This is a genomic window from Desulfoluna sp. CYM3A (assembly GCF_056829965.1).
In genome coordinates this window covers 5,213,864-5,232,021 of record NZ_CP186556.1, presented here as the reverse complement: position 1 = coordinate 5,232,021, position 18,158 = coordinate 5,213,864, and the positions used below count along the sequence as shown (strand labels likewise).

Here is an 18,158-nt window from a genome sequence, read left to right as displayed (position 1 = left end):
CGGGGGCTAAACTTTTAAAAAAGTTTAACAAACAGGTCTTAAAAAAACTGGTTGGTGAGTAACTCCTGATTTTTAAAGGCGAATGTGATTTTCCCTGAGGGACGAGGGAAGCGCCTTCGCAACCAGCTTTCGAGGTGGCACACCTCGCCGCCGGAGGCTCGGTTTTTGTTTTTTTGGCTATTTTACTTATCAAGGAAGGCATCATGAAGAGTCACGGTACCCAGCGGATTTGTCACATTGTGTCCGGTGAGGTGCGGGAAACCACCCAGGAGCTCCTGGCCGAAGAGCCCCTCTCCATCCGCGTGCAGGGCACCCCCTACACCGTGGTGATGCGCACCCCCGGCGATGAGATCGCCCATGTGGCGGGGTTTTGCCTGGGGGAGGGCATCGTGGATGCGGTGGAGGATTTCGGGACCCTTGCCTTTTGCGATGAAGACGTCAACGTGGTCACCGTGACCCTGACCCCCCAGCGTAGCGATATCGTCCCGGAGATCCTGGACCGCCGCGGCTTTATCAGCCAGACCAGCTGCGGGATCTGCGGCAAGGAGCTCATCGACGACCTGCGCCAGGCCACCTCAACGGTGGACGCTTCACCCGTAGCCTTTGATGTGGTGAGTAACGCCCTGGACGAGCTAGGTACCCACCAGCCCCTGCGAAAGATCACCCGGGCTTCCCACGCCGCGGCCCTGGCAGATGCCTCCGGCACGATCCTCTCCATTGCCGAAGACGCCGGCCGTCACAACGCCCTGGACAAGGCCGTGGGCAAGCTCTTCCTTGAAAAAAAACTGGGCCAGGCCCGTTTCCTCGTCCTCTCCTCCCGCATCAGCTACGAGATGGTCCAGAAGGCTGCCCGCGCCGGTATCGCCATCATCGCAGCCGTCTCCCGCCCCACCGCCCTTGCCGTGGAACTGGCCGAAGGCCTTGGCATCACCCTCTGCTCCCTTGCCCGGGGCGAAGGACTTTTTGTCTATACCCACCCCCATCGAATCCAGATCCAATCACCAGAATAACGCTATCAACGTGAATGAAAAAGCGCCTCCGGCGGCCAGGTGGGGGCACCTGGAAACCCTATGGCGAATGCATGGAGGCAGCCATGATGCTATCGCTTTCGGGGCATTCGCGTGGGGGGTGACGTGGGGCAACCGCTTATGCGGGAGAGGCCGTTTCATTCTTCTGAAAACACGATGAAAGTCATTTGGGAGCCGTTTGACTTGAACCGGAATAACTCCGGCGGCAAGGTGTGCCACCTTGAAAGCAGGTTACCGCCGGGCTTTGCCCCTCGTTCCTCGGGTCAAATCCCAGCGGTATTCTGGTGAATCATTGTCTGTTTATGTAAATCAGCCGGTTAACCAACGCACCCGAACAAGATGAAATAGCTTTCAAAACCTGTTTGGCAACCTTTTGCATAACTATTCAGCTTGCCTCCGGCGGGTCGCTTTTTTGAAAAAAAGCTCCGCAAAAAACTTTTCTAATGTGAAAAGGTGGAAATTATTTCGGCGGAGCCTGGAAAGGCTTGCTTAAGACCTGTTTGTCAAACTTTTTAAAAGTTTGGCCCCGGCCAGGCGGCAGGGCCGCCGGAGGCACGTTTGCTTGGTTCTGTCAAAACGTATGAAAGATACCGGCGTTGAAAGTCCAGCCGCCCAGGTCGATGGTGTTGTCGCCGAATCGGTCAATGACGGAGTAGACGGTTTCGAGGATGACCCCGGCCTTGTTGTCAAAATAGGGGTCACGGGTGAAGAGTTTGATGCCGGCGCGTCCGTGGTACCCTGCCACCCCGTAGTCCCCATCATCCCATGCATCCACCTTATGGGTATCGCTCGTCTCCCTGTAGTACCAGTAGTCCAGCCCTCCGCCTGCAAAGAGAATGACCTCTTGTGCCACGCGACTCTCCCAGGTGAGGCTTGCCGTGAGCGGGACAAGGATCAGCTCGGTTTCGGCCTTGCTCTCCTGGCCTGAGTCCGTGCGTTTGGTGCCGGTGCGCTTCACGTAGCCTGCTTCCAGGGAGGCTGTGAGGGGGCCGCTCAGTGATCGTTGGTAGAAGAGGGTGCCGGAGATGGCGTTTTCACCGTAGATGTCTTTGTAACGGTCGTCTGTGAGGCGGTGGAAGCCTGCCTTGATGCCGATGGTGTTGGGGTCTTCGGTGTGGCCGGTGGCGGGCGGGAGCAGGAGAAGGGTGGCCAGCAGGAGGGGGATGCCCCGGGGCTTTACGGCAAGGCCAAGGACCGCAATGGCCAGGGCCATAGGGACGACGGGGAGTGGCCGGGGGGTGGCCCTCTCTTGGGAGGCGTGGACAAAGCAGCCACCTTCAAAGGTTTCCGGGTCGTCCAAAAGGGCGTGCACTTCTTCCACGAAGATGGAGACGCTTTCGTCGGACTGGGGGGCTTCGTTGATGCTGGTGTCGATGGCCGAAACGCGAAAGGTGTAGTGGGTATCTTCGGCAAGGCCGGAGATGACGGCATCATCTTCGGGTGAAAAGTCCTGCTGGTCGGTCAGGTTGGCGGGGTCTGTGCCGTAGTACACCCTGTAGACCGACAGGTCGGCCATGCCGTCGTTGTTTCCGTCAAAGAGGACGCGTACGCTCAGGTTTTCAAGCAGTTCAGGGGGTTGGTCGTCCTGGGAGAGGATGGGTGTCTCCGGGGCCAGGTTGTCCCGGGTCTGCCCTGCGGCGAAGGTATCTACCACCAGCCAGGACGACGGGTCGGAGTTGCCCTGGGCGTTGGTGGCCGTGACCCGGAATCGGTAGCGGGTGTCGGCATCGAGGCCGGAGTAGGTGGCGACGTCGACGTCGATGGGAGAATCCGGTGTGAGGGAGACGCTTTGAAAGACGCCTGCGACTCGTTTTTCCACGCTGACCGTATAGGCGGTGACATTGTCTGAGTCCGCAGCTTTGTCCCAGCTGATGGTGATGCTGGCATCGGTGCGCAGGTCCAGGGCGAGGTTGACCGGGGCAGGGGGCACCTCGGGGTCGGTATCCGTGGTGATGGATTCGATGCCGGAGAGGGCGCTGTCCCGGTCGCTTTCAAAGGCGGAAATGGCCACATAGTAGGTTGTGTCGGGTTCCAGGGTCACCCCGGAGGCGGCACCGATGGTAAAGCTCACATCCTCGCCTGCGTCCACCGGGTCCGTGAGCCCCAGCTCGCTGTTGGTTCGCTTCAGGGGATTGGTTTCGTCCGTGACCTCGGTTTCGGTTTCGCCCCAGAAGATGGTGTACCCGTCGGCATCGGCCACGGTTTTCCAGGAGACGGTGATGGTGTTGTTGGTGGCGGACAGGGTCGGGTCATCCGGGACATCGGGCAGGGCAAGGGCAACGGCCGCCAGACACAGGAGGACGACGAAAAAAACCGGGGACACCAGGCGGTGCGGTTTCATGGAGTGCTCCAAAGGGGATTGACCAACGTGATTGTAAGATGGGTGTTTTTATAAGGAATGAATTAATGGTTGATTTTACGGTTTTTTCCGTACGGTGTCCAGTTTTTCAGGAGGCGGCCCAAGGCCGCCTTTTTAAAACCTGTTTGGCCACCTTTTTAAAAGGTTGGCCCCCGGCAGGGCCGCCGGAGGCTCTTTTCCTCGCCTCTTACCCCGCCTTGCGGGTGAGGTAGAACATGTGGGGATCGATCATGCGGTTGGGTTTGTTGGTGCCGTCGTAGAAGAGGTCGATGACGGGCACGCCGTAGCGCTCCTGGATCTTGCGGAAGATGGAGGCGCTGATGACCCCGGGGCAGCAGAAGACCGGGTTGACGTGGATCACGGCGGAAACAAGGCCGTGCTTCACGTAGTAGAGCATTCTGCCTAAGGAGACGGCGGTCTCACCGGCGATGAAGCTGGTGAGGCCGAACTCTTCCATGAGGGCCTGGCATTCGTCCAAGGGGGGCTCGGTGACCCCTTCGAGGAGGCCTTCGAAGATGGCTTCGAATTTTTCCTCGTAGCCGGTCATGGTGGCCAGGAGTTTCTCCCCGGTATCGCTTTGTCGGGTGTCGGCAAAGATGGAGTGGACCACCAGCTCGTTGTAGGAGGGGAGGATGATTTCACCGCCCAGGGCTTCGGCGTGGTCGCAGATGGCTTCGTTCAAGACCTCGTTGTACTTGGCGTACATGTCCCCGAGGATACCGATGCGGGGTTTGCGTTCAGGTGTCAGGGGCAGGGTGTCGAAGAGCTCCCGCACTTTTTCCGCAGCAGTCATAAGGGATTTCCGGTTGCCAATGTGCCAGGCGATGATGGCCTCTGCTTCGTTTACGGCCTTCATGGTGGCCCCTTCCTCGGTTTCGTAGGGGAGGAAGCGGAACCTCAGCTTGGAGAGGATGGAGCTTAAGATGGTCACCGAGAGGAGCTGGGCGTTGTGCCGGGCGGAGATGCCCGGTACGGCGGCCTGTCCGTTGGTGTTCATCACCTTGATGCCTGCAAAGCCTGCCTTGGCGCCAGCAGCCTTGATGAGGTTGGCGTACTGGTTGAAGTTGCAGGAGAGGCAGATGTTGGGCAGGTAGACAATGGCGTTGTCCGGGTTCAGGTCCCCCTGCGAGAGCCTGGAGACCACCGAGCCCACGATGGCCACGTTGGGCAGGCACTCCCCGCCGCTGGCAAAGCGGTATCCGAGGTTCAAAGTGGTGTTGTCCATGGGGAGGACCTCGGCCTTGTAGCCTGCGGCCTTGAAGACCTCGGCCTGGAGGCGGTTGATGCGGGCGTCCACCATGGGGATGAGGACGGTGTCTCCCTCTTCGGGGGTGTCCGGGGCAAAGGTGGTCCTGGGGATGACGATCTCGTTGCTTTCGGCTTTCCTGCGGTCGTAGTCGGCCACAAAGGTGTCGATGGCCGCTTCAATGCGGGTGAGGTAGCCCACGTCGCTTGCGTGCTCGTCCAGCTGGAGGATGAGGTAGGGCTTGCCCATCTTCTCCATGGCGTCCTTGATGTGGTTCATCAGGTAGGCGTCCGGGCTGCATCGGAAGCAGGTGAGGAAGACCGGGTAGAGGTCGGGGTGTTTCCTCACCGCGTCCAGGGCCAGGAGGATCTGCTGGCCGAAGTACCAGTGCATGTTGGCCAGGTGATCGGGCAGGTCATCGGGTGTGGGCGTCAGGTCCAGCATGGACTGGGAGACGAGCTCAAAGCCCATGGACTCCATGCGGGCGGGGATGCCCAGGTTGACCCGCTTGTCGAAGAGGGCGTAGGGGCGGCCCAGCAGGAGAATTTTTGGTTTGTCGCTCTGGGCGGCCAGGCGTTTGGACCCTTCGGCTGTCCAGGCTGTCTTTTGTGCGGTGAAGGCCTTTTTGGCGTCGATGAAGGCGTGGACCACGGCCTCTTCCGAAAGCCCCAGCACCGGCGCAAGCTCGGCGGCGAGGCGCTCTCCCACGATCTCGTCGGCCACGTTGTTCATGCGGACGGTGGGGTGGAGCAGGCGGCCGCCAAAGTCCATGCCGGGCAGGTTGTTGATGATGGTGGCCGCATAGGAGGAGTAGTAGCAGAAGTAGCTGTCCGTGCTCTTCTCCGCAAAGGGCTGCTCCATGGGAAGGGTCTCAAGGAGGTTCTGCTCGCTGATGAGGGTGGGCAGAAAGATATAGTCCACATCCGGGCGATCCAGGGCCGCCACCATGCCGTGGGTGAGGGCCATGGGGGTGCAGAAGTCCGCGTTGATGAGCTTCATGCCCTGGGCCAGTTTTTTGGCCGTGCTTTTTTCCACCACCACCTTGAAGCCCAGGCGCTGGAAGAGGTCCTTGAACAGGGGGGCGTACTCCACCATGAAGAGGGTCTCGGGGATGCCCACGGTTTTTTGGCCTTCGGCCGCTGTGTCCTCGGTTTTGAAGGTGGCCTTGAACTGTTTTTCAAGGCGGGAGACGGTCTCTTTTCCCCCCACCTTTTTCTCTTCGTAGTCCCTGCCGCACTTCAGGCCCCAGGCGTTTTTCTTGCCTCCCACGGTGTAGACCCGCAGCTCGCACCGGTTGGTGCAGAGCTCGCAGATTTCGGTCTCCACGGTGCAGGAGAAATCGATGCCCGTGAAGGTGGAGGTCGCAAGGCCTGCATCTTTCAGGGCCACGGCGCAGCCCAGGGCACCGGTGAGGTGGCAGAACTTGGAGACGCGGACTTCCTGGCCCAGCTCCCGCTCAAAGCAGGCCACCAGGGCTTTGTTGCGGGCTGTGGCCCCCTGGAAGTAGACCCGGCTGCCGGGGGTGCTTTTGCCCACCACCTTGGAGAGGTAGTTGTCCCGGACGCTGTGGAGCACCGCGGACATGATTTCTTCCCGTTTCCATCCTTCGGCCAGGAAGGTGTTCAGGTCCCGCTCCATGTAGACGGTGCAGCGGTCTGAGGTAAAGGGTGCCTTGGCCCCTTCCACGATGTCGGAGATTTCCGGCAGGGTCATGTGGAGCCGTTTGGCCTGCTCTTCGATGAAGGATCCGGTGCCTGCGGCGCAGACGTAGTTCATGACGGCGTGGGTCACCACCCCGTCGTTTAAGAGGGTGAACTTGGAGTCCTGGCCGCCGATTTCGATGATGGTGTCCACGGCAGGGTCCAGGAAGGTGGCGCCCTTGGCGTGGGCCGTGATTTCGTTGATGGCAAGGTCGGCGCCCACGACCTCTTTGATGAGCTCCCGCCCCGAGCCGGTGGTGGCCACCCCGCAGATGACGAGGTCCACCTCTTTGAAGAGCTCTTTTACCTGGCCGAAGAGGCGGGTGACGGCATCCACGGGGTCGCCCTGGGTGCGGCCGTAGAGGCCTGCCAGAATGGCGCCCTCTTTGTCCGTAAGGACCGCCTTGGTGCTGGTGGAGCCTACGTCGATGCCCATGTAGGCCTCACAGTTGTTGGGGAGGGTGAAGTCGATGCCGTCGGCCTCGTAAGCAGAGAGCCCGTCAAACTCCGGGTAGTGGGGCATGTTCGTGTCCAGGCTGGGACGCACGGAGCGCTCCCGGCCCATGCGGGCGATGAGGTTCCTGCTTGACTCCCAGGGCTGGTCGGCCAGGGAGGCCGCCCCGATGGCGTTGAGGGCCTGGGCGTTTTCAGGGACCGTGACGGCAAGGCCAAGGGCCGCCTCCACCTCCCGGACAATCTTGGCGTTGGCCGCCATGCCGCCGATAAAGAGCAGGTCCCCGGTGAGCTCGCGCCCCCTCACGGTGTTGGCCAGGACGCTTCGGGCCACCCCTTCGCACAGGCCGGTGGCGATGGCCTCTTTGGCGTAGCCCTGGGCCTGGGCGTGGATGATGTCGCTCTTGGCAAAGACCGCGCAGCGGGTGGCAATGGACGGGGCCTTGCCGGTGAAGGCAGCGGCCTTTTGGGCAAGGGCTTCGGTGGAGAAGCCTAAGCGCTCGGCCTGCTGGTCGATGAAGGAGCCGGTGCCCGAGGCGCAGTCGGAGTTCACCACATGCTCCATGTAGTTGCCCTGGTCGTCCAGGCGGATGAGGTAGAAGCTCTCGCACCCGATGGAGAGGATGTTCCGGCAGGTGGTCTTGAGAAAGGACGCGGCCTCCACCGAGGCAATGACCGGGTCAAAGACGCGGGCCTCGGAAAGGGTGATGTTGCCGGTGATCCCGAACCGGGTGATGGTGCCGCCCGCTTCGGCTTCCATGGCCTGCCTGGTCCGGGCAAGGGCCTCTTCCAGGTTGCCGTTGTGGAGGGTGCTGCCGCTGGCAACGACGCGATGGGCGTCGAGGACGGCGTAGTGGATATATTTGGATCCGAAGTCAAGTCCTGCTTTCATGGGTGGGCACCTCTTGTCTTTCTCTCTCGTAAAGGTCGTGCCCCCCCGGAGGTGGGGGATCAGATGGGGCTGAGGGTGGCGGTCCGGGGGGAAGGGGTTCGAGTCTAGAATATGTGTTCTACGTTAACGCATGCGCTTTTTTAAACATTTTCTTTGGGGTGAGTCAAGATCAAAGGGTTGAACGACACCGGTGGGTCGAATCGAATTTAGGGTGGGGGATCTTTGTTTCTATAGGGGTGAAACACGAAAACGGAGGCCCAGGCTGCCCCTGAGATCAGGAGAGCGGGTTTTCTTAACAATCCAGTTGGCATTCCGGATTAGTACAACCTGTCGGATGCAACGGCCTTAGGCGTTGACCTCTTCTTTGATCTTGGTGGCGATCTTGTAGAGGATGGTCACGACCAGAAGGCCCACTGCGTAGACACCTACGGTGATGAGGATCTCCAGGGGAGTGGGGACGTACTCATGGTAGGTGTGCATGGGGTTGGGCACAAAGCCGCCGGCGATCATGCCCATGCCTTTGTCGATCCAGGTCCCTAAGAACACCATGATGCAGAGGAAGGGCATGTACTTCTCGTTGTTCCGGATCTTGGGAATCACAAGAAGGATAATGGCCGCAAACATCAGGAACATGGAGGACCACATCCAGGGCACAAGGGCTGCCTTGTCGCCGTGGCCGAAGAAGAGATACTTCATATGGTCCATGTGCTCGGGGATCTTGCTGTAGAAGACGGTGAAGACTTCGCACAGGAAGAAGAACACGTTGGCGATGAGTGCGTAGGTGATGATCTTCATGAGGGTCTGCATCGCTTTTGTGCCGGGATCGAAGTTGGTCACTTTGCGAACGATGAAGCAAAGGAGGATCAACACCGAGGGACCGGCGGCAAAGGCCGAGGCCAGGAACCTGGGAGCCAGGATCGCCGTGAGCCAGTAACCGCGACCGGGAAGGCCGCTGTAGAGGTAGGCTGTCACGGAGTGAATCCCGAAGGCCCAGGGGATGGAGACGTAGATGAGGAACTTCACCCACTTGGGTGCGGGAACCGCATTGCGCTCAGCTTCCAGGAGCTTCCAGCCGATGATGATGTTCAGGAAGAGATAGCCGTTGAGAACAATGGCATCCCACATGAGCATCGAGTGGGGCGTGGCGTTTAAGATCACGTTCATGGCACGCGTGGGCTGACCAAGGTCCACCACGATGAAGAGCATGCACATGACCACGGCGGCCACGGCCAGGAATTCACCGAGGATGGTGATGCGGCCGAAGGCCTTGTAGTCGTGCAGGTAGTAGGGCAGGACCAGCATCACGCCCCCGGCGGCAACACCGACGAGGAAGGTGAACTGGGCAATGTAAAAGCCCCAGGAGACGTCCCGGCTCATGCCGGTGACACCGAGACCGAAGTGCCACTGCTCCATGTATCCCATGAAGGCCACCGCAATGACGGCCGTCAGACCGGCAAGCCACAGCCAGTAATTTCTGCTTCCGCTTAATGCTTTTTCAAGCATGATGACCTCCCGTTAAACGATGTAGAAGACCGAAGGCCCGGTACCGAGACTGGCCTTTCGCCGAATGGTGTAGTTCTCTTTGAGGACCTTGCGAACTTCCGATTTTTCATCGGAGAGGTCGCCGAAGACGATGGCGCCTTCAGAAGCCTCCACGCAGTAGGGATTCTTACCAACGGCCAGTCTTTCCGCGCAGAAGTTGCACTTCTCCACGACACCCTTGGTACGGGTGGGGAACTCGGGGTTGGTGGGCTTCCCGTCTTCCAGGCCGTTTCTGGGGTCCTGGAAGTTGAAGCTGCGGGAGCCGTAGGGGCAGGCAGCCATGCAGAAGCGGCAGCCGATGCAGCGGTGGAAGTCCATGAGAACGATGCCGTCTTCCCGCTTGAAGGTCGCCTTGGTGGGGCAGGCCTGGACGCAGGGAGGGTTCTCGCACTGGTTGCAGAGGACCAGGATGGGGGCGTGGTGAGCCTTCTCAGACTGGAACTCGTTGGGCTGCTGGGTAAAGGCGTGCTCGTAGTGCTCTTCCCAGATCCACTTGATCTCGTGGTTTTTGTTGTTAAGCTCGGGAACGTTGTGGTTCAGGTGGCATGCCTTCCCGATCTTTTCGTTCAGCTCGTGGGTGAGCTTGCGGGTGTCGATGACCATGCCCCATCGATCCGCTTCGGTGACCTTCTGGTCTTTGATGGCTTTGCCTGAAGGGATGAAGTACTCGCCGATGGCATGCGCATTGGACGCGGCTGTCAGGCCCAGTGCGGATACGCCGGCGATCTTCAGGAAGCTTCGTCTGCTCTCTTTCATCACTACTTCTCCTTCGGATTCACGTGGCAATCCCAGCAGTAGGGGTTAACAGAGGCGTACTCATGGCACTTGTCGCAGAAGTCCGCCTTGTTGGTGTGGCACTCAAGGCAGGTGTTGGACAGGCTCATGTTGTACTTCTTGCCGTCATCCGCCACATAAATGCGGTGACCGTCGCGAACCACCGAGTTTCTCCAGCCGTCCAGAAGCTGCATGTGCTCCTTGGCCATCTGGTCCTTGGGGAGGATACATGCTCCGGCGGCTTTGGCTTCCGGAGCGATAACCAGCTCCGGCGCAGGCTTGGCCGATCCCGTGTTGTACCAGAACGGGAAGGAGACCAGGACGGCGAAGATGGCCACTCCGGCTAATATTTTACCTTTATCATTCATCAGAATCACCCTCCGCTCCAGGTAAATCCTCAAACCTCAGGTTTGTGGTTCGTTCAATTTCACCGTCCATGACCAGGGCGTTGGCTACCAGCTCGTGGAGGCCGGTGACTTCCACGCCGGGTACCCAGTAGTCCATGAGGGGGGGCAGAGCCGCCCTGTCGATGGCGCACATGCAGGCCAGGGTGTTGACGTCGTACTTGTCGTGAACGTATTTGACCGCGTTGGCACGGGGCAGGCCGCCTCGGAGGCGCTGTTCCATGATCTCTTCGGTGTTGAGGCCCGCACCGGAGCCGCAGCAGAAGGTCTGCTCGCGGATGGTGTTGACAGGCATTTCGTGGAAGTTGTTGCAGACGCTCTTCAGCACGTAGCGGGGCTCGTCGAGCATGCCCATGGCACGGGCCGGGTTACAGGAGTCGTGCCAGGTGACCTTCAGGTGGTCGTTGCGGCTCGGGTCGAGCTTGAGCTTGTTGTGCTTGATGAGGTCGGCGGTGAACTCAGCGATGTGGATCATCTTGGTGGACGCGGCGTTCTCAAAGACGGTACCGGTGATGGGGTTCACCGGGGTCTCCAGGAAGTTGGCCGGGCCGTTCATGGTCCCCATGTACTGGTTGATGACGCGCCACATGTGGCCGCACTCGCCGCCCAGGATGTACTTGACGCCGAGGCGCTCGGCTTCGTGGTACATTTTGGCGTTGAGTTTTTTCATCTGGTCGGCGGAGGTGAAGAGGCCGAAGTTGCCGCCCTCAGACGCGTAGGTGGAGAGGGTGTAGTCCAGGCCGATGTGCTCGAAGAGCATCAGGTACCCCATGAAGGTGTAGGTACCGGGGTCGGCGAAAGCGTCACCAGACGGGGTCACAAAGAGGATCTCGGCACCCTTGCGGTTGAAGCTGGGGTTGATCTTGACGCCGGTGATCTCTTCGATGTCTTCGCAGAAGAACTCAATGATCTCTTTGAAGTTCTGGGGCTGGATGCCGAGGTGGTTACCGGTTTTGGAGCAGTTGGCCACGGGATCCTTGATCCAGTTGATGTTCACGCCGAGGAGGTTCAAGAGCTCGCGGCCCATCATGGTGATCTCGGCGGTGTCGATGCCGTAGGGGCAGAAGACGGAACACCTTCGACATTCGGTGCACTGGTAGAGGTAGGAGAACCACTCTTTGATGACCTGGGGGGTCATCTTCCGGGCACCGCCGAACTTGCCGAGGAGCTTGCCCACGGTGGTAAAGTCGTTTCGGTAGATGCTTCGGAGCAGCTCGGCCCTTAAGAAAGGCATGTTTTTGGGGTCACCCGAGCCGATGTAGAAGTGGCACTTGTCGGCGCAGGCACCGCAGCGGACACAGATGTCCATGAAGACCTTGAGGGAGCGGTACTTGTCCAGGCGCTCCTTGAAGCCTTCGTGAATGATCTGCTGCCAGTTTTCGGGAAGCTGCCAGTCCTCGTCGGCGGGGGACCAGTCGCGACCGTTGGGGAGCCCAAGATAGTCCAAGGTCTTGGCCTTGGCGGGATAGCAGAACTTGCCTTCGGACAGGTCCGGCGGCGTGTCCATCCACGACTTCTTGGGAACAGCGTTGTCTATTTTGATCATCTCTTCCGGTTTGATATCCACGATTTATGACTCCTTTTCCACTGGGAGACCCGCCTCGATCATCTTCTCTCTGAACTCGTTTTCGTATTTCTCGTAGGTTACGAAGGGAAGATCGGGGTTCCAGGGGTTGATGTGTCTCTTGGCTCGGCTGTTGTTGGCCATGTTTCGGGTGGGAGAAAGGAAAATACCACCGGCATGCATCAGCTTGCTGAAGGGGAAGTATACGAAGAGTACGCATACGCAGAACAGATGCACGTAAACGAAGGGGTCAATGTTGGCCGGAATCGTGGGGTGCAGTGTCGCCAGGCCCATGGTGAGCTCTTTGACGGCCACTACGTCCACCCTCAGGAAGTATCGCATGTAGATGCCGGTACCTGCGATGGCAATGATCAGGAAGAGGGGGAAGTAATCGGCTGCCAGGGAGGCGTACCGGAGGTTGGGTTTGGTCACGCGCCGCAGGAAGAGAAAGCAGGCCGCGGCAAGCAGGACCACCCCGGAGAGCAGTACGATGGGAAGGCCGATCTGGAAGAAACCGTCGATGAATTCCAGGGCTTCGATGCAGAACGGCACAGGCTCCAGGAAGAAGCGCATGTGACGGACGAGCACCGCCAGGAAGCTGTAATGGAATGCCAGGGCAAACAGCCAGAGCCAGATTTCCAATTCATAAGAGATCCGGTCACCCTTGATTTCGGCCTTGGTGTTGCGGAACAGAGACCTGAAGGTCAGGATCTCAAAGGCCATGCGGCCCACCACACCGAGTCCGGTGTAAGGGTTCTCAAGCTTGTCATGCTTGATCCAGGGCAATGATTTTTGCTGACCGCAGGTGGTCGGGATGCGGAAGGGAACCGGTGACTTGGCCCACTTCATGATACGCCAGATAAAACCGCCCAGGAACACGACAAAGGCGATGTAGGGTATCAGGATCCCAAACACTCCCTGCAGCGCAGGCGCACTGCCGCCCAGAAAGGCGAGTGCACCCAGCACAACGACCGCTACCAGGGACAACACAATATTAACGTTCATACCTTTTCCTCACCCTTTGGTGCTTGATCAAACGAACGCACCCGGATTGAAAGTTTGTAAAAGACGGACACAACCTCACATGTCGGGAAGGCCGGCAACCCTCCCGGAGAGGCTGACACACCCCCGCCCTACAGCCCTCGATCCGGTTCCTCGTCCGATTTCTCAAAGCCCCCGTTTTTATAAACATCATGTGGTAAAATTTCGGTCCCGACTTCGGGAACCTCACACAATATATCCTTGTTCTTCAAAATGTTGAGCGTGCGGGTACGCACCTCGCTGGCCCGCAGGCGGTAGATCTGTTCCCGGCAGGCCATGTAGATGTCAAAGGCCGCCAGGCTGATCCGGTCCACGCGGTTGTAGAAGCCGTCGAGATCCTTCTGGGTCACCTTGCCCTCTTTGATCTCTTTTTTCAGCGCTTCTTTCACCACGGTTTTCAGCGCAAAGACAAAGGCCACCCCTTCGCTGGGGACAAAGGCCTGCACCGCACGCAGTCGAATGAGCGGGTCGAGCTTCTGGCGGAGTACCTCGGGGTCGGGCTCGTTTTTCGCGGCCACCAGGTTAAAGACGTCGGTGAACCCTTCCTTGGCCATGGCGCCGATGGGGTTGTTGAAGGGGTCTTTCTCCTTCATGATGAATCGGCTGCCGTCGGAAGAGTAGTTTCCGGCAAAACGGGCGGTCCATGCGCTGATGATCTCTTTGGCATGGCTGTCGAGGTGTTTGTAAATACCCATGGTTCCTCGCACCCGCCTGCATGCGCACGCGGGTTTCCTAAGAATTACATTTGTAACAGCAACTTAATGATGAAACGGAACTTTCCGAGTTTAAACGATTGATATAGAACAATTTCCGTTTTTGTGTCAAGAACTACTTTCCTTTCAAACGAGGCTGAAGTATGCACCGTTAAAGGATATTGCGTTTGCCTACCCGTAAGGATACGAACCTGTTTTTCCTTCGTTACCTTTCACGGTTTTGATAGTATAAACGGTATCAAAAGCCATGGCTTACCCCAGGGCGAATCCTGCGGGATTCATGCTCTGTTCGCCGCCGGGCAGTGGGCTTGCCGGGCCGGAGGCCAAGGTGACAAAGGAGAAAATCGCAGGGTAACCCGGCCATGCTCGTCGGTTGTCGGCGCACTGGTTTGCCGCCGGGCACCGTGCTCCGGTGCAGCGCGGCTTCCTTCGTCCTAAGGCTCCATCGTTTGATTATGTTCCTGATAAACCGCCGCACTATAGCAGAAGCGCGGGACCAAATAAATGGTGCTCAAACGTGAATTATTTTGATTTCATTGTTCATTTGGCTTGATGGATGGTTGCGGTTCGTAGGTCACGTGATCTTGCACGGTTTTCCCTTTTCCTGTATATACGAATAGTCAATCAGGTGTCATCCGGCGATTTTACCTCACCACGGAGGCAAACCCGGTGGCACCCTTCATTTATCGGGTTGTCAGGGCCATACTACCCTGCTCCGGCAGCGTGTCGCCCTGCTCCCGGCATCGCTCTCTTTACCTGAACCCCAGGCATCACCATGCAAAAGTTGACCTCTTTTCCTGTTGCGGCATGTTTTTTCTTTGGATGGCTCCTGTCGTGTCTTCTGCCGACGGGGCCGTTGTGCGCCACGGCCCGGGCCGAAGGGCCCGAGGTCCTCGTCATTCCAATCTCCGGTGAGGTTTCTCCGGCCATGGCCGCCTTTGTGGAGCGGGCCACACGGGACGCCGAAGGGGCTTCCCTGGTGATTTTCGAGATGGACACCTTCGGCGGTCGGGTGGATTCGGCCTTTAAGATTGTCGACGCCATCACGGCCCTTGAATCCCCCAGCGTGGCCTGGGTGAAGACAAAAGCCATCAGCGCCGGGGCCCTCATCGCCCTGTCCGCCGACGCCCTGACCATGTCTCCGGGCACCACCATCGGGGACTGCGCCCCCATTGCCGTGAGCCAGGAAGGCCCCAAGATGCTGGGAGAGAAGTTCCAGTCCCCGCTGCGGGCCAAGTTCCGCGCCCTGGCCCGGAAAAACGGATACAGCGAAGCCCTGGCCGAGTCTATGGTGACCGCCGAGCTTGAGATTGTGGCCTACGAGGCCGACGGCAAAACCGTCTATCTGGAGAGGCAGGCCTACGAGGACTTGAAGGAGAAGCCCGACCACGTGCGAACTGTGGTGCGGGAAGGCGAACTGCTGACCATGGACGATGTGGAGGCCAACGAATTCGGCTTTTCCAAGGCCACCTTGAAAACCCTGGCCGAGGTGGTGGCCGGTGAGGGCAAGGGCGGGGTTGTGCCGGAGCGCGTGGACCCCTCCTGGTCCGAAGACCTTTCCGGGTGGATCCTTTCCATCGCCCCCATTCTCATGATTATCGGGCTGGGGGCCCTCTACACCGAACTCAAGGCCCCGGGCTTCGGGATCTTCGGCATCGTGGGGCTCAGTGCCCTGGCCCTTGCCCTGTTCGGCCATCACATTGCGGGCCTTGCCACCTATGCGGAGATCATCATCATCGTCATCGGCGTGCTTCTCCTGGTGGTGGAGATTTTCGTGCTTCCGGGCTTCGGTCTGGCTGGCATGATCGGTTTTCTGCTGGTGATGCTGGGGCTGATCCTCTCCCTGCAGGATTTTGTGATCCCCGACCCGGACCTGCCTTGGGAGGGCGACCTGTTCCGGGTTAACCTTCTTACCGTGGTGGCCTCCTTCGGCGCCTCCCTTCTCATGGCCATGGCCATGCTGCGCTACCTTGTCCCGGCCATGGCCGGGCGGGTGAGCGGGCCATACCTGGACGCGGACTTAAAGGCCTCCCATGCCGATTCCAAAGAGACGGCACGCATTGAAGAAGGTGCCACGGGCGTGGCTTTGAGCCCCTTGAGGCCGGCCGGAAAGGCCGCGTTTTACGGCGAGCCCTTTGACGTGGTCACCCGGGGTGATTTTATTGATCGAAACGAGCATGTTGTGGTCACCGCCGTGGAGGGGAACCGTGTCATTGTGGCCCGGAAAGAGTCCCCTTCCGAACCTGTTGCATAAAGGAACCCAGCCAAGCCCATGAAACTTGCCTTAACCGTCATTGTCCTTCAAGTTCTTGGGGTTGCCGCCATCATCGCTGAGTTTGTCATCCCCTCCTTCGGGGTGATCTCCGTGGTGGCCGCGTCCCTGTTCGTGCTCTCGGTGTATATGGTTTTCACCGAGGCCTCCACCCAGATGGGGTACGCCCTGCTGCTGGCCGATATTTTTCTTATTCCCGCCGCCATTTTCATCGGGGCCAAGGTGCTGGAGCACTCCCCGGTGACCCTGAAGAAGCAGCTTAAAAGCGAGGAGGGGGCCACGTCCCAGAAAAAGGGGCTGGATCATTTCCTTGGCCTTGAGGGCGAGGCCGTCACCGACCTTCGGCCCTCGGGGGTGGCCCTTCTCGGGGAGGAGCGCATCGACGTGGTGACACGCGGTGAGTACATAGAAAAAGGGAGCCGTGTCTCCGTTCTTTCGGTCACGGCCAACTCCGTTGTGGTGAAGCAGCTGATAGCGGCTGAATGAGTCCTTACTGTTTGAAACCCGGCCCTTCGTTATGGAAGGGCCCTGTATATAACGTGAAAATCAGGAGAACGTAATGTCCCCAAACATGATTTTAACCTTTGTCGCCCTGGCCATCGTGCTGGTGATTCTTTTTGTGGTCGCCTCTGCCATCAAGCTTTGGATCCAGGCCCTGGTGTCCGGTGCCCATGTGGGTATCCTGAACATCGTCTTCATGCGGTTCCGGAAGGTGCCGCCCAAGCTCATCATCGAGTCCAAGATCATGGCGGTGAAGGCAGGTATCGACATCAGCACCGACCTGCTGGAATCCCATTACCTGGCCGGGGGCAACCTGGCCCGTGTGGTCCAGGCCCTTATTGCGGCCGACAAGGCCAACATCGACCTGGAGTTCAACCGGGCCGCGGCCATTGACCTGGCCGGGCGCGACGTGCTCGAGGCGGTTCAGATGAGTGTTAACCCCAAGGTCATCGAGACGCCCAAGATCGCGGCCATGGCCAAGGACGGCATTCAGCTCAAGGCCATCTCCCGCGTGACCGTGCGGGCCAACATCGACCGCCTGGTGGGCGGGGCCGGTGAAGACACCATCCTCGCTCGCGTGGGCGAGGGCATCGTCTCCACCATCGGCTCTTCCGAGAACCACAAGCAGGTTCTGGAGAACCCGGACACCATCTCCAAGACCGTTCTTGCCAAAGGTCTTGACTCCGGCACGGCCTACGAGATTCTGTCCATTGATATTGCCGACGTGGACGTGGGCAAGAACATCGGCGCCGACCTGGAGACCGACCGTGCCGAGGCGGACAAGAAGATCGCCCAGGCCAAGGCCGAAGAGCGTCGTGCCATGGCCTACGCCGTGGAGCAGGAGATGAAGGCCAGGGTCCAGGAGATGCAGGCCAAGGTTGTGGAAGCCGAGGCGCAGGTTCCCCTGGCCATGGCCGAAGCATTCCGCAGCGGCAACCTGGGGATCATGGATTATTATAAAATGAAGAACATCATGGCCGATACCGATATGCGCAGCGCCATTGCAGGCGATGAGAAAGGACCGGATGACAAGGAGACCACCTGATGGGCGGTATCAAGTTCCTTATCACCCTCGTGGTGATCTACCTCGTCTTTCGCTCCGTCATGCGGAAGATCATCTCAACGGTGAACCCGGAAGGGGGCGATAGCCCCAAGAGGGGGAAGCTGGGGGACATCATCGCCCAGATGAAAGAGGAGATGGAGAAGGCCCGGCTCGAGGCAGAGCGTGAAGCCGCGGGCGAGGAGGACGACTTCCTGGATGACGACCCCTGGGCCGACCTTCGGGAGGATGCGGAGACCCTGGAAGCGGACTCCGACATGTCCGGAGAACGCTGGGATGCCGATGACGACAGGCCCTCTCTCCACGAGCGCTGGGAAGCGGACGAGGAGAGGCCCTCTCTTCATGAGCGATGGAATGAAGAGGATGAGAGGCCCGCTCTCCATGAACGCTGGGACTCAGCTGAGGAGGGAACTTCTCTCTGGGACAGCCCGGAAGGGAGGCGCCCTGCACGGCGGTCGCTTTCAGAGGAGCCGGCGCCCGGCACCGACACCTGTGCCCGGAGCGGGAAGCGCCGCACGAGGCTGAAAGAAGCCATCGTCTGGAAGGAGATCCTTGATCGGCCCGTGGGGCTTAAGTCCTGAGTCTCCGCCTTCCGGCGGTGCAGAACAA

The 18,158-nt window shown here is 59.3% G+C and carries 13 protein-coding genes; 5 read left to right on the top strand and 8 right to left on the bottom strand.

Features of this window, described 5'->3' with window-relative positions; genetic code table 11:
- Positions 1-203: 203 nt before the first annotated feature.
- Entirely contained in the window at positions 204-1,010 is an 807-nt protein-coding gene (gene fdhD / locus ACOYW1_RS26445; RefSeq protein ID WP_482420351.1) for a formate dehydrogenase accessory sulfurtransferase FdhD, read from the top strand.
- A gap of 589 nt (positions 1,011-1,599) precedes the next feature.
- Here fdhD and ACOYW1_RS26440 read toward each other — a convergent pair.
- The 8 genes from ACOYW1_RS26440 to ACOYW1_RS26405 form a co-directional block, all read right to left on the bottom strand.
- The gene (locus ACOYW1_RS26440; protein WP_482420350.1) at positions 1,600-3,369 is read right to left on the bottom strand and encodes a fibronectin type III domain-containing protein; all 1,770 of its coding nucleotides are present in this window, start codon (positions 3,367-3,369) and stop codon (positions 1,600-1,602) included.
- Between the two features lie 205 nt (positions 3,370-3,574).
- The gene (locus ACOYW1_RS26435) at positions 3,575-7,678 is read right to left on the bottom strand and encodes an acyl-CoA dehydratase activase (RefSeq protein WP_482420349.1); all 4,104 of its coding nucleotides are present in this window, start codon (positions 7,676-7,678) and stop codon (positions 3,575-3,577) included.
- A 345-nt stretch (positions 7,679-8,023) separates the two neighbouring features.
- On the bottom strand, positions 8,024-9,181 hold the full coding sequence (gene dsrP / locus ACOYW1_RS26430; protein ID WP_482418428.1) for a sulfate reduction electron transfer complex DsrMKJOP subunit DsrP: 1,158 nt from the start codon (positions 9,179-9,181) through the stop codon (positions 8,024-8,026).
- Between the two features lie 12 nt (positions 9,182-9,193).
- Entirely contained in the window at positions 9,194-9,976 is a 783-nt protein-coding gene (dsrO, locus tag ACOYW1_RS26425) for a sulfate reduction electron transfer complex DsrMKJOP subunit DsrO (protein WP_482420348.1), read from the bottom strand.
- Positions 9,977-9,978: 2 nt separating this feature from the next.
- The gene (dsrJ, locus tag ACOYW1_RS26420) at positions 9,979-10,362 is read right to left on the bottom strand and encodes a sulfate reduction electron transfer complex DsrMKJOP subunit DsrJ (protein WP_180137892.1); all 384 of its coding nucleotides are present in this window, start codon (positions 10,360-10,362) and stop codon (positions 9,979-9,981) included.
- The gene (gene dsrK, locus ACOYW1_RS26415) at positions 10,355-11,944 is read right to left on the bottom strand and encodes a sulfate reduction electron transfer complex DsrMKJOP subunit DsrK (protein WP_482418828.1); all 1,590 of its coding nucleotides are present in this window, start codon (positions 11,942-11,944) and stop codon (positions 10,355-10,357) included. Before dsrK ends, dsrJ begins: the two co-directional genes overlap by 8 nt.
- A 24-nt stretch (positions 11,945-11,968) precedes the next feature.
- Positions 11,969-12,967, bottom strand: a complete 999-nt coding sequence (dsrM, locus tag ACOYW1_RS26410; protein ID WP_482418426.1) for a sulfate reduction electron transfer complex DsrMKJOP subunit DsrM — start codon at positions 12,965-12,967, stop codon at positions 11,969-11,971.
- A gap of 128 nt (positions 12,968-13,095) precedes the next feature.
- A complete protein-coding gene (locus tag ACOYW1_RS26405; protein WP_482420347.1) occupies positions 13,096-13,698 on the bottom strand; it encodes an RsbRD N-terminal domain-containing protein in 603 nt (200 codons plus the stop codon).
- A gap of 793 nt (positions 13,699-14,491) precedes the next feature.
- Between ACOYW1_RS26405 and ACOYW1_RS26400 the strand changes: the two genes are divergently transcribed.
- From ACOYW1_RS26400 to ACOYW1_RS26385, 4 genes are all read left to right on the top strand, one after another.
- On the top strand, positions 14,492-15,970 hold the full coding sequence (locus ACOYW1_RS26400) for an NfeD family protein (protein ID WP_482420346.1): 1,479 nt from the start codon (positions 14,492-14,494) through the stop codon (positions 15,968-15,970).
- A gap of 18 nt (positions 15,971-15,988) precedes the next feature.
- Positions 15,989-16,474, top strand: coding sequence for an NfeD family protein (locus tag ACOYW1_RS26395; protein WP_482418423.1), 486 nt, complete (start codon positions 15,989-15,991; stop codon positions 16,472-16,474).
- A gap of 73 nt (positions 16,475-16,547) precedes the next feature.
- Positions 16,548-17,534: a flotillin-like protein FloA gene (gene floA, locus ACOYW1_RS26390; protein WP_482418422.1), complete on the top strand. Its 987-nt coding sequence runs from the start codon at positions 16,548-16,550 to the stop codon at positions 17,532-17,534.
- Complete coding sequence (locus ACOYW1_RS26385) at positions 17,534-18,130, top strand: hypothetical protein (RefSeq protein ID WP_482420345.1); 597 nt, start codon at positions 17,534-17,536, stop codon at positions 18,128-18,130. The genes floA and ACOYW1_RS26385 overlap by 1 nt, the downstream gene beginning before the upstream one ends.
- Positions 18,131-18,158: the final 28 nt, after the last annotated feature.

What these genes read in the sequence shown, in the direction of transcription:
- fdhD (WP_482420351.1), top strand. Translation starts at nt 204, where the DNA reads ATGAAGAGTCACGGTACCCAGCGGATTTGTCACATTGTGTCCGGTGAG.
- ACOYW1_RS26440 (WP_482420350.1), bottom strand. Translation starts at nt 3,369, where the DNA reads ATGAAACCGCACCGCCTGGTGTCCCCGGTTTTTTTCGTCGTCCTCCTG.
- ACOYW1_RS26435 (WP_482420349.1), bottom strand. Translation starts at nt 7,678, where the DNA reads ATGAAAGCAGGACTTGACTTCGGATCCAAATATATCCACTACGCCGTC.
- dsrP (WP_482418428.1), bottom strand. Translation starts at nt 9,181, where the DNA reads ATGCTTGAAAAAGCATTAAGCGGAAGCAGAAATTACTGGCTGTGGCTT.
- dsrO (WP_482420348.1), bottom strand. Translation starts at nt 9,976, where the DNA reads ATGAAAGAGAGCAGACGAAGCTTCCTGAAGATCGCCGGCGTATCCGCA.
- dsrJ (WP_180137892.1), bottom strand. Translation starts at nt 10,362, where the DNA reads ATGAATGATAAAGGTAAAATATTAGCCGGAGTGGCCATCTTCGCCGTC.
- dsrK (WP_482418828.1), bottom strand. Translation starts at nt 11,944, where the DNA reads ATGATCAAAATAGACAACGCTGTTCCCAAGAAGTCGTGGATGGACACG.
- dsrM (WP_482418426.1), bottom strand. Translation starts at nt 12,967, where the DNA reads ATGAACGTTAATATTGTGTTGTCCCTGGTAGCGGTCGTTGTGCTGGGT.
- ACOYW1_RS26405 (WP_482420347.1), bottom strand. Translation starts at nt 13,698, where the DNA reads ATGGGTATTTACAAACACCTCGACAGCCATGCCAAAGAGATCATCAGC.
- ACOYW1_RS26400 (WP_482420346.1), top strand. Translation starts at nt 14,492, where the DNA reads ATGCAAAAGTTGACCTCTTTTCCTGTTGCGGCATGTTTTTTCTTTGGA.
- ACOYW1_RS26395 (WP_482418423.1), top strand. Translation starts at nt 15,989, where the DNA reads ATGAAACTTGCCTTAACCGTCATTGTCCTTCAAGTTCTTGGGGTTGCC.
- floA (WP_482418422.1), top strand. Translation starts at nt 16,548, where the DNA reads ATGTCCCCAAACATGATTTTAACCTTTGTCGCCCTGGCCATCGTGCTG.
- ACOYW1_RS26385 (WP_482420345.1), top strand. Translation starts at nt 17,534, where the DNA reads ATGGGCGGTATCAAGTTCCTTATCACCCTCGTGGTGATCTACCTCGTC.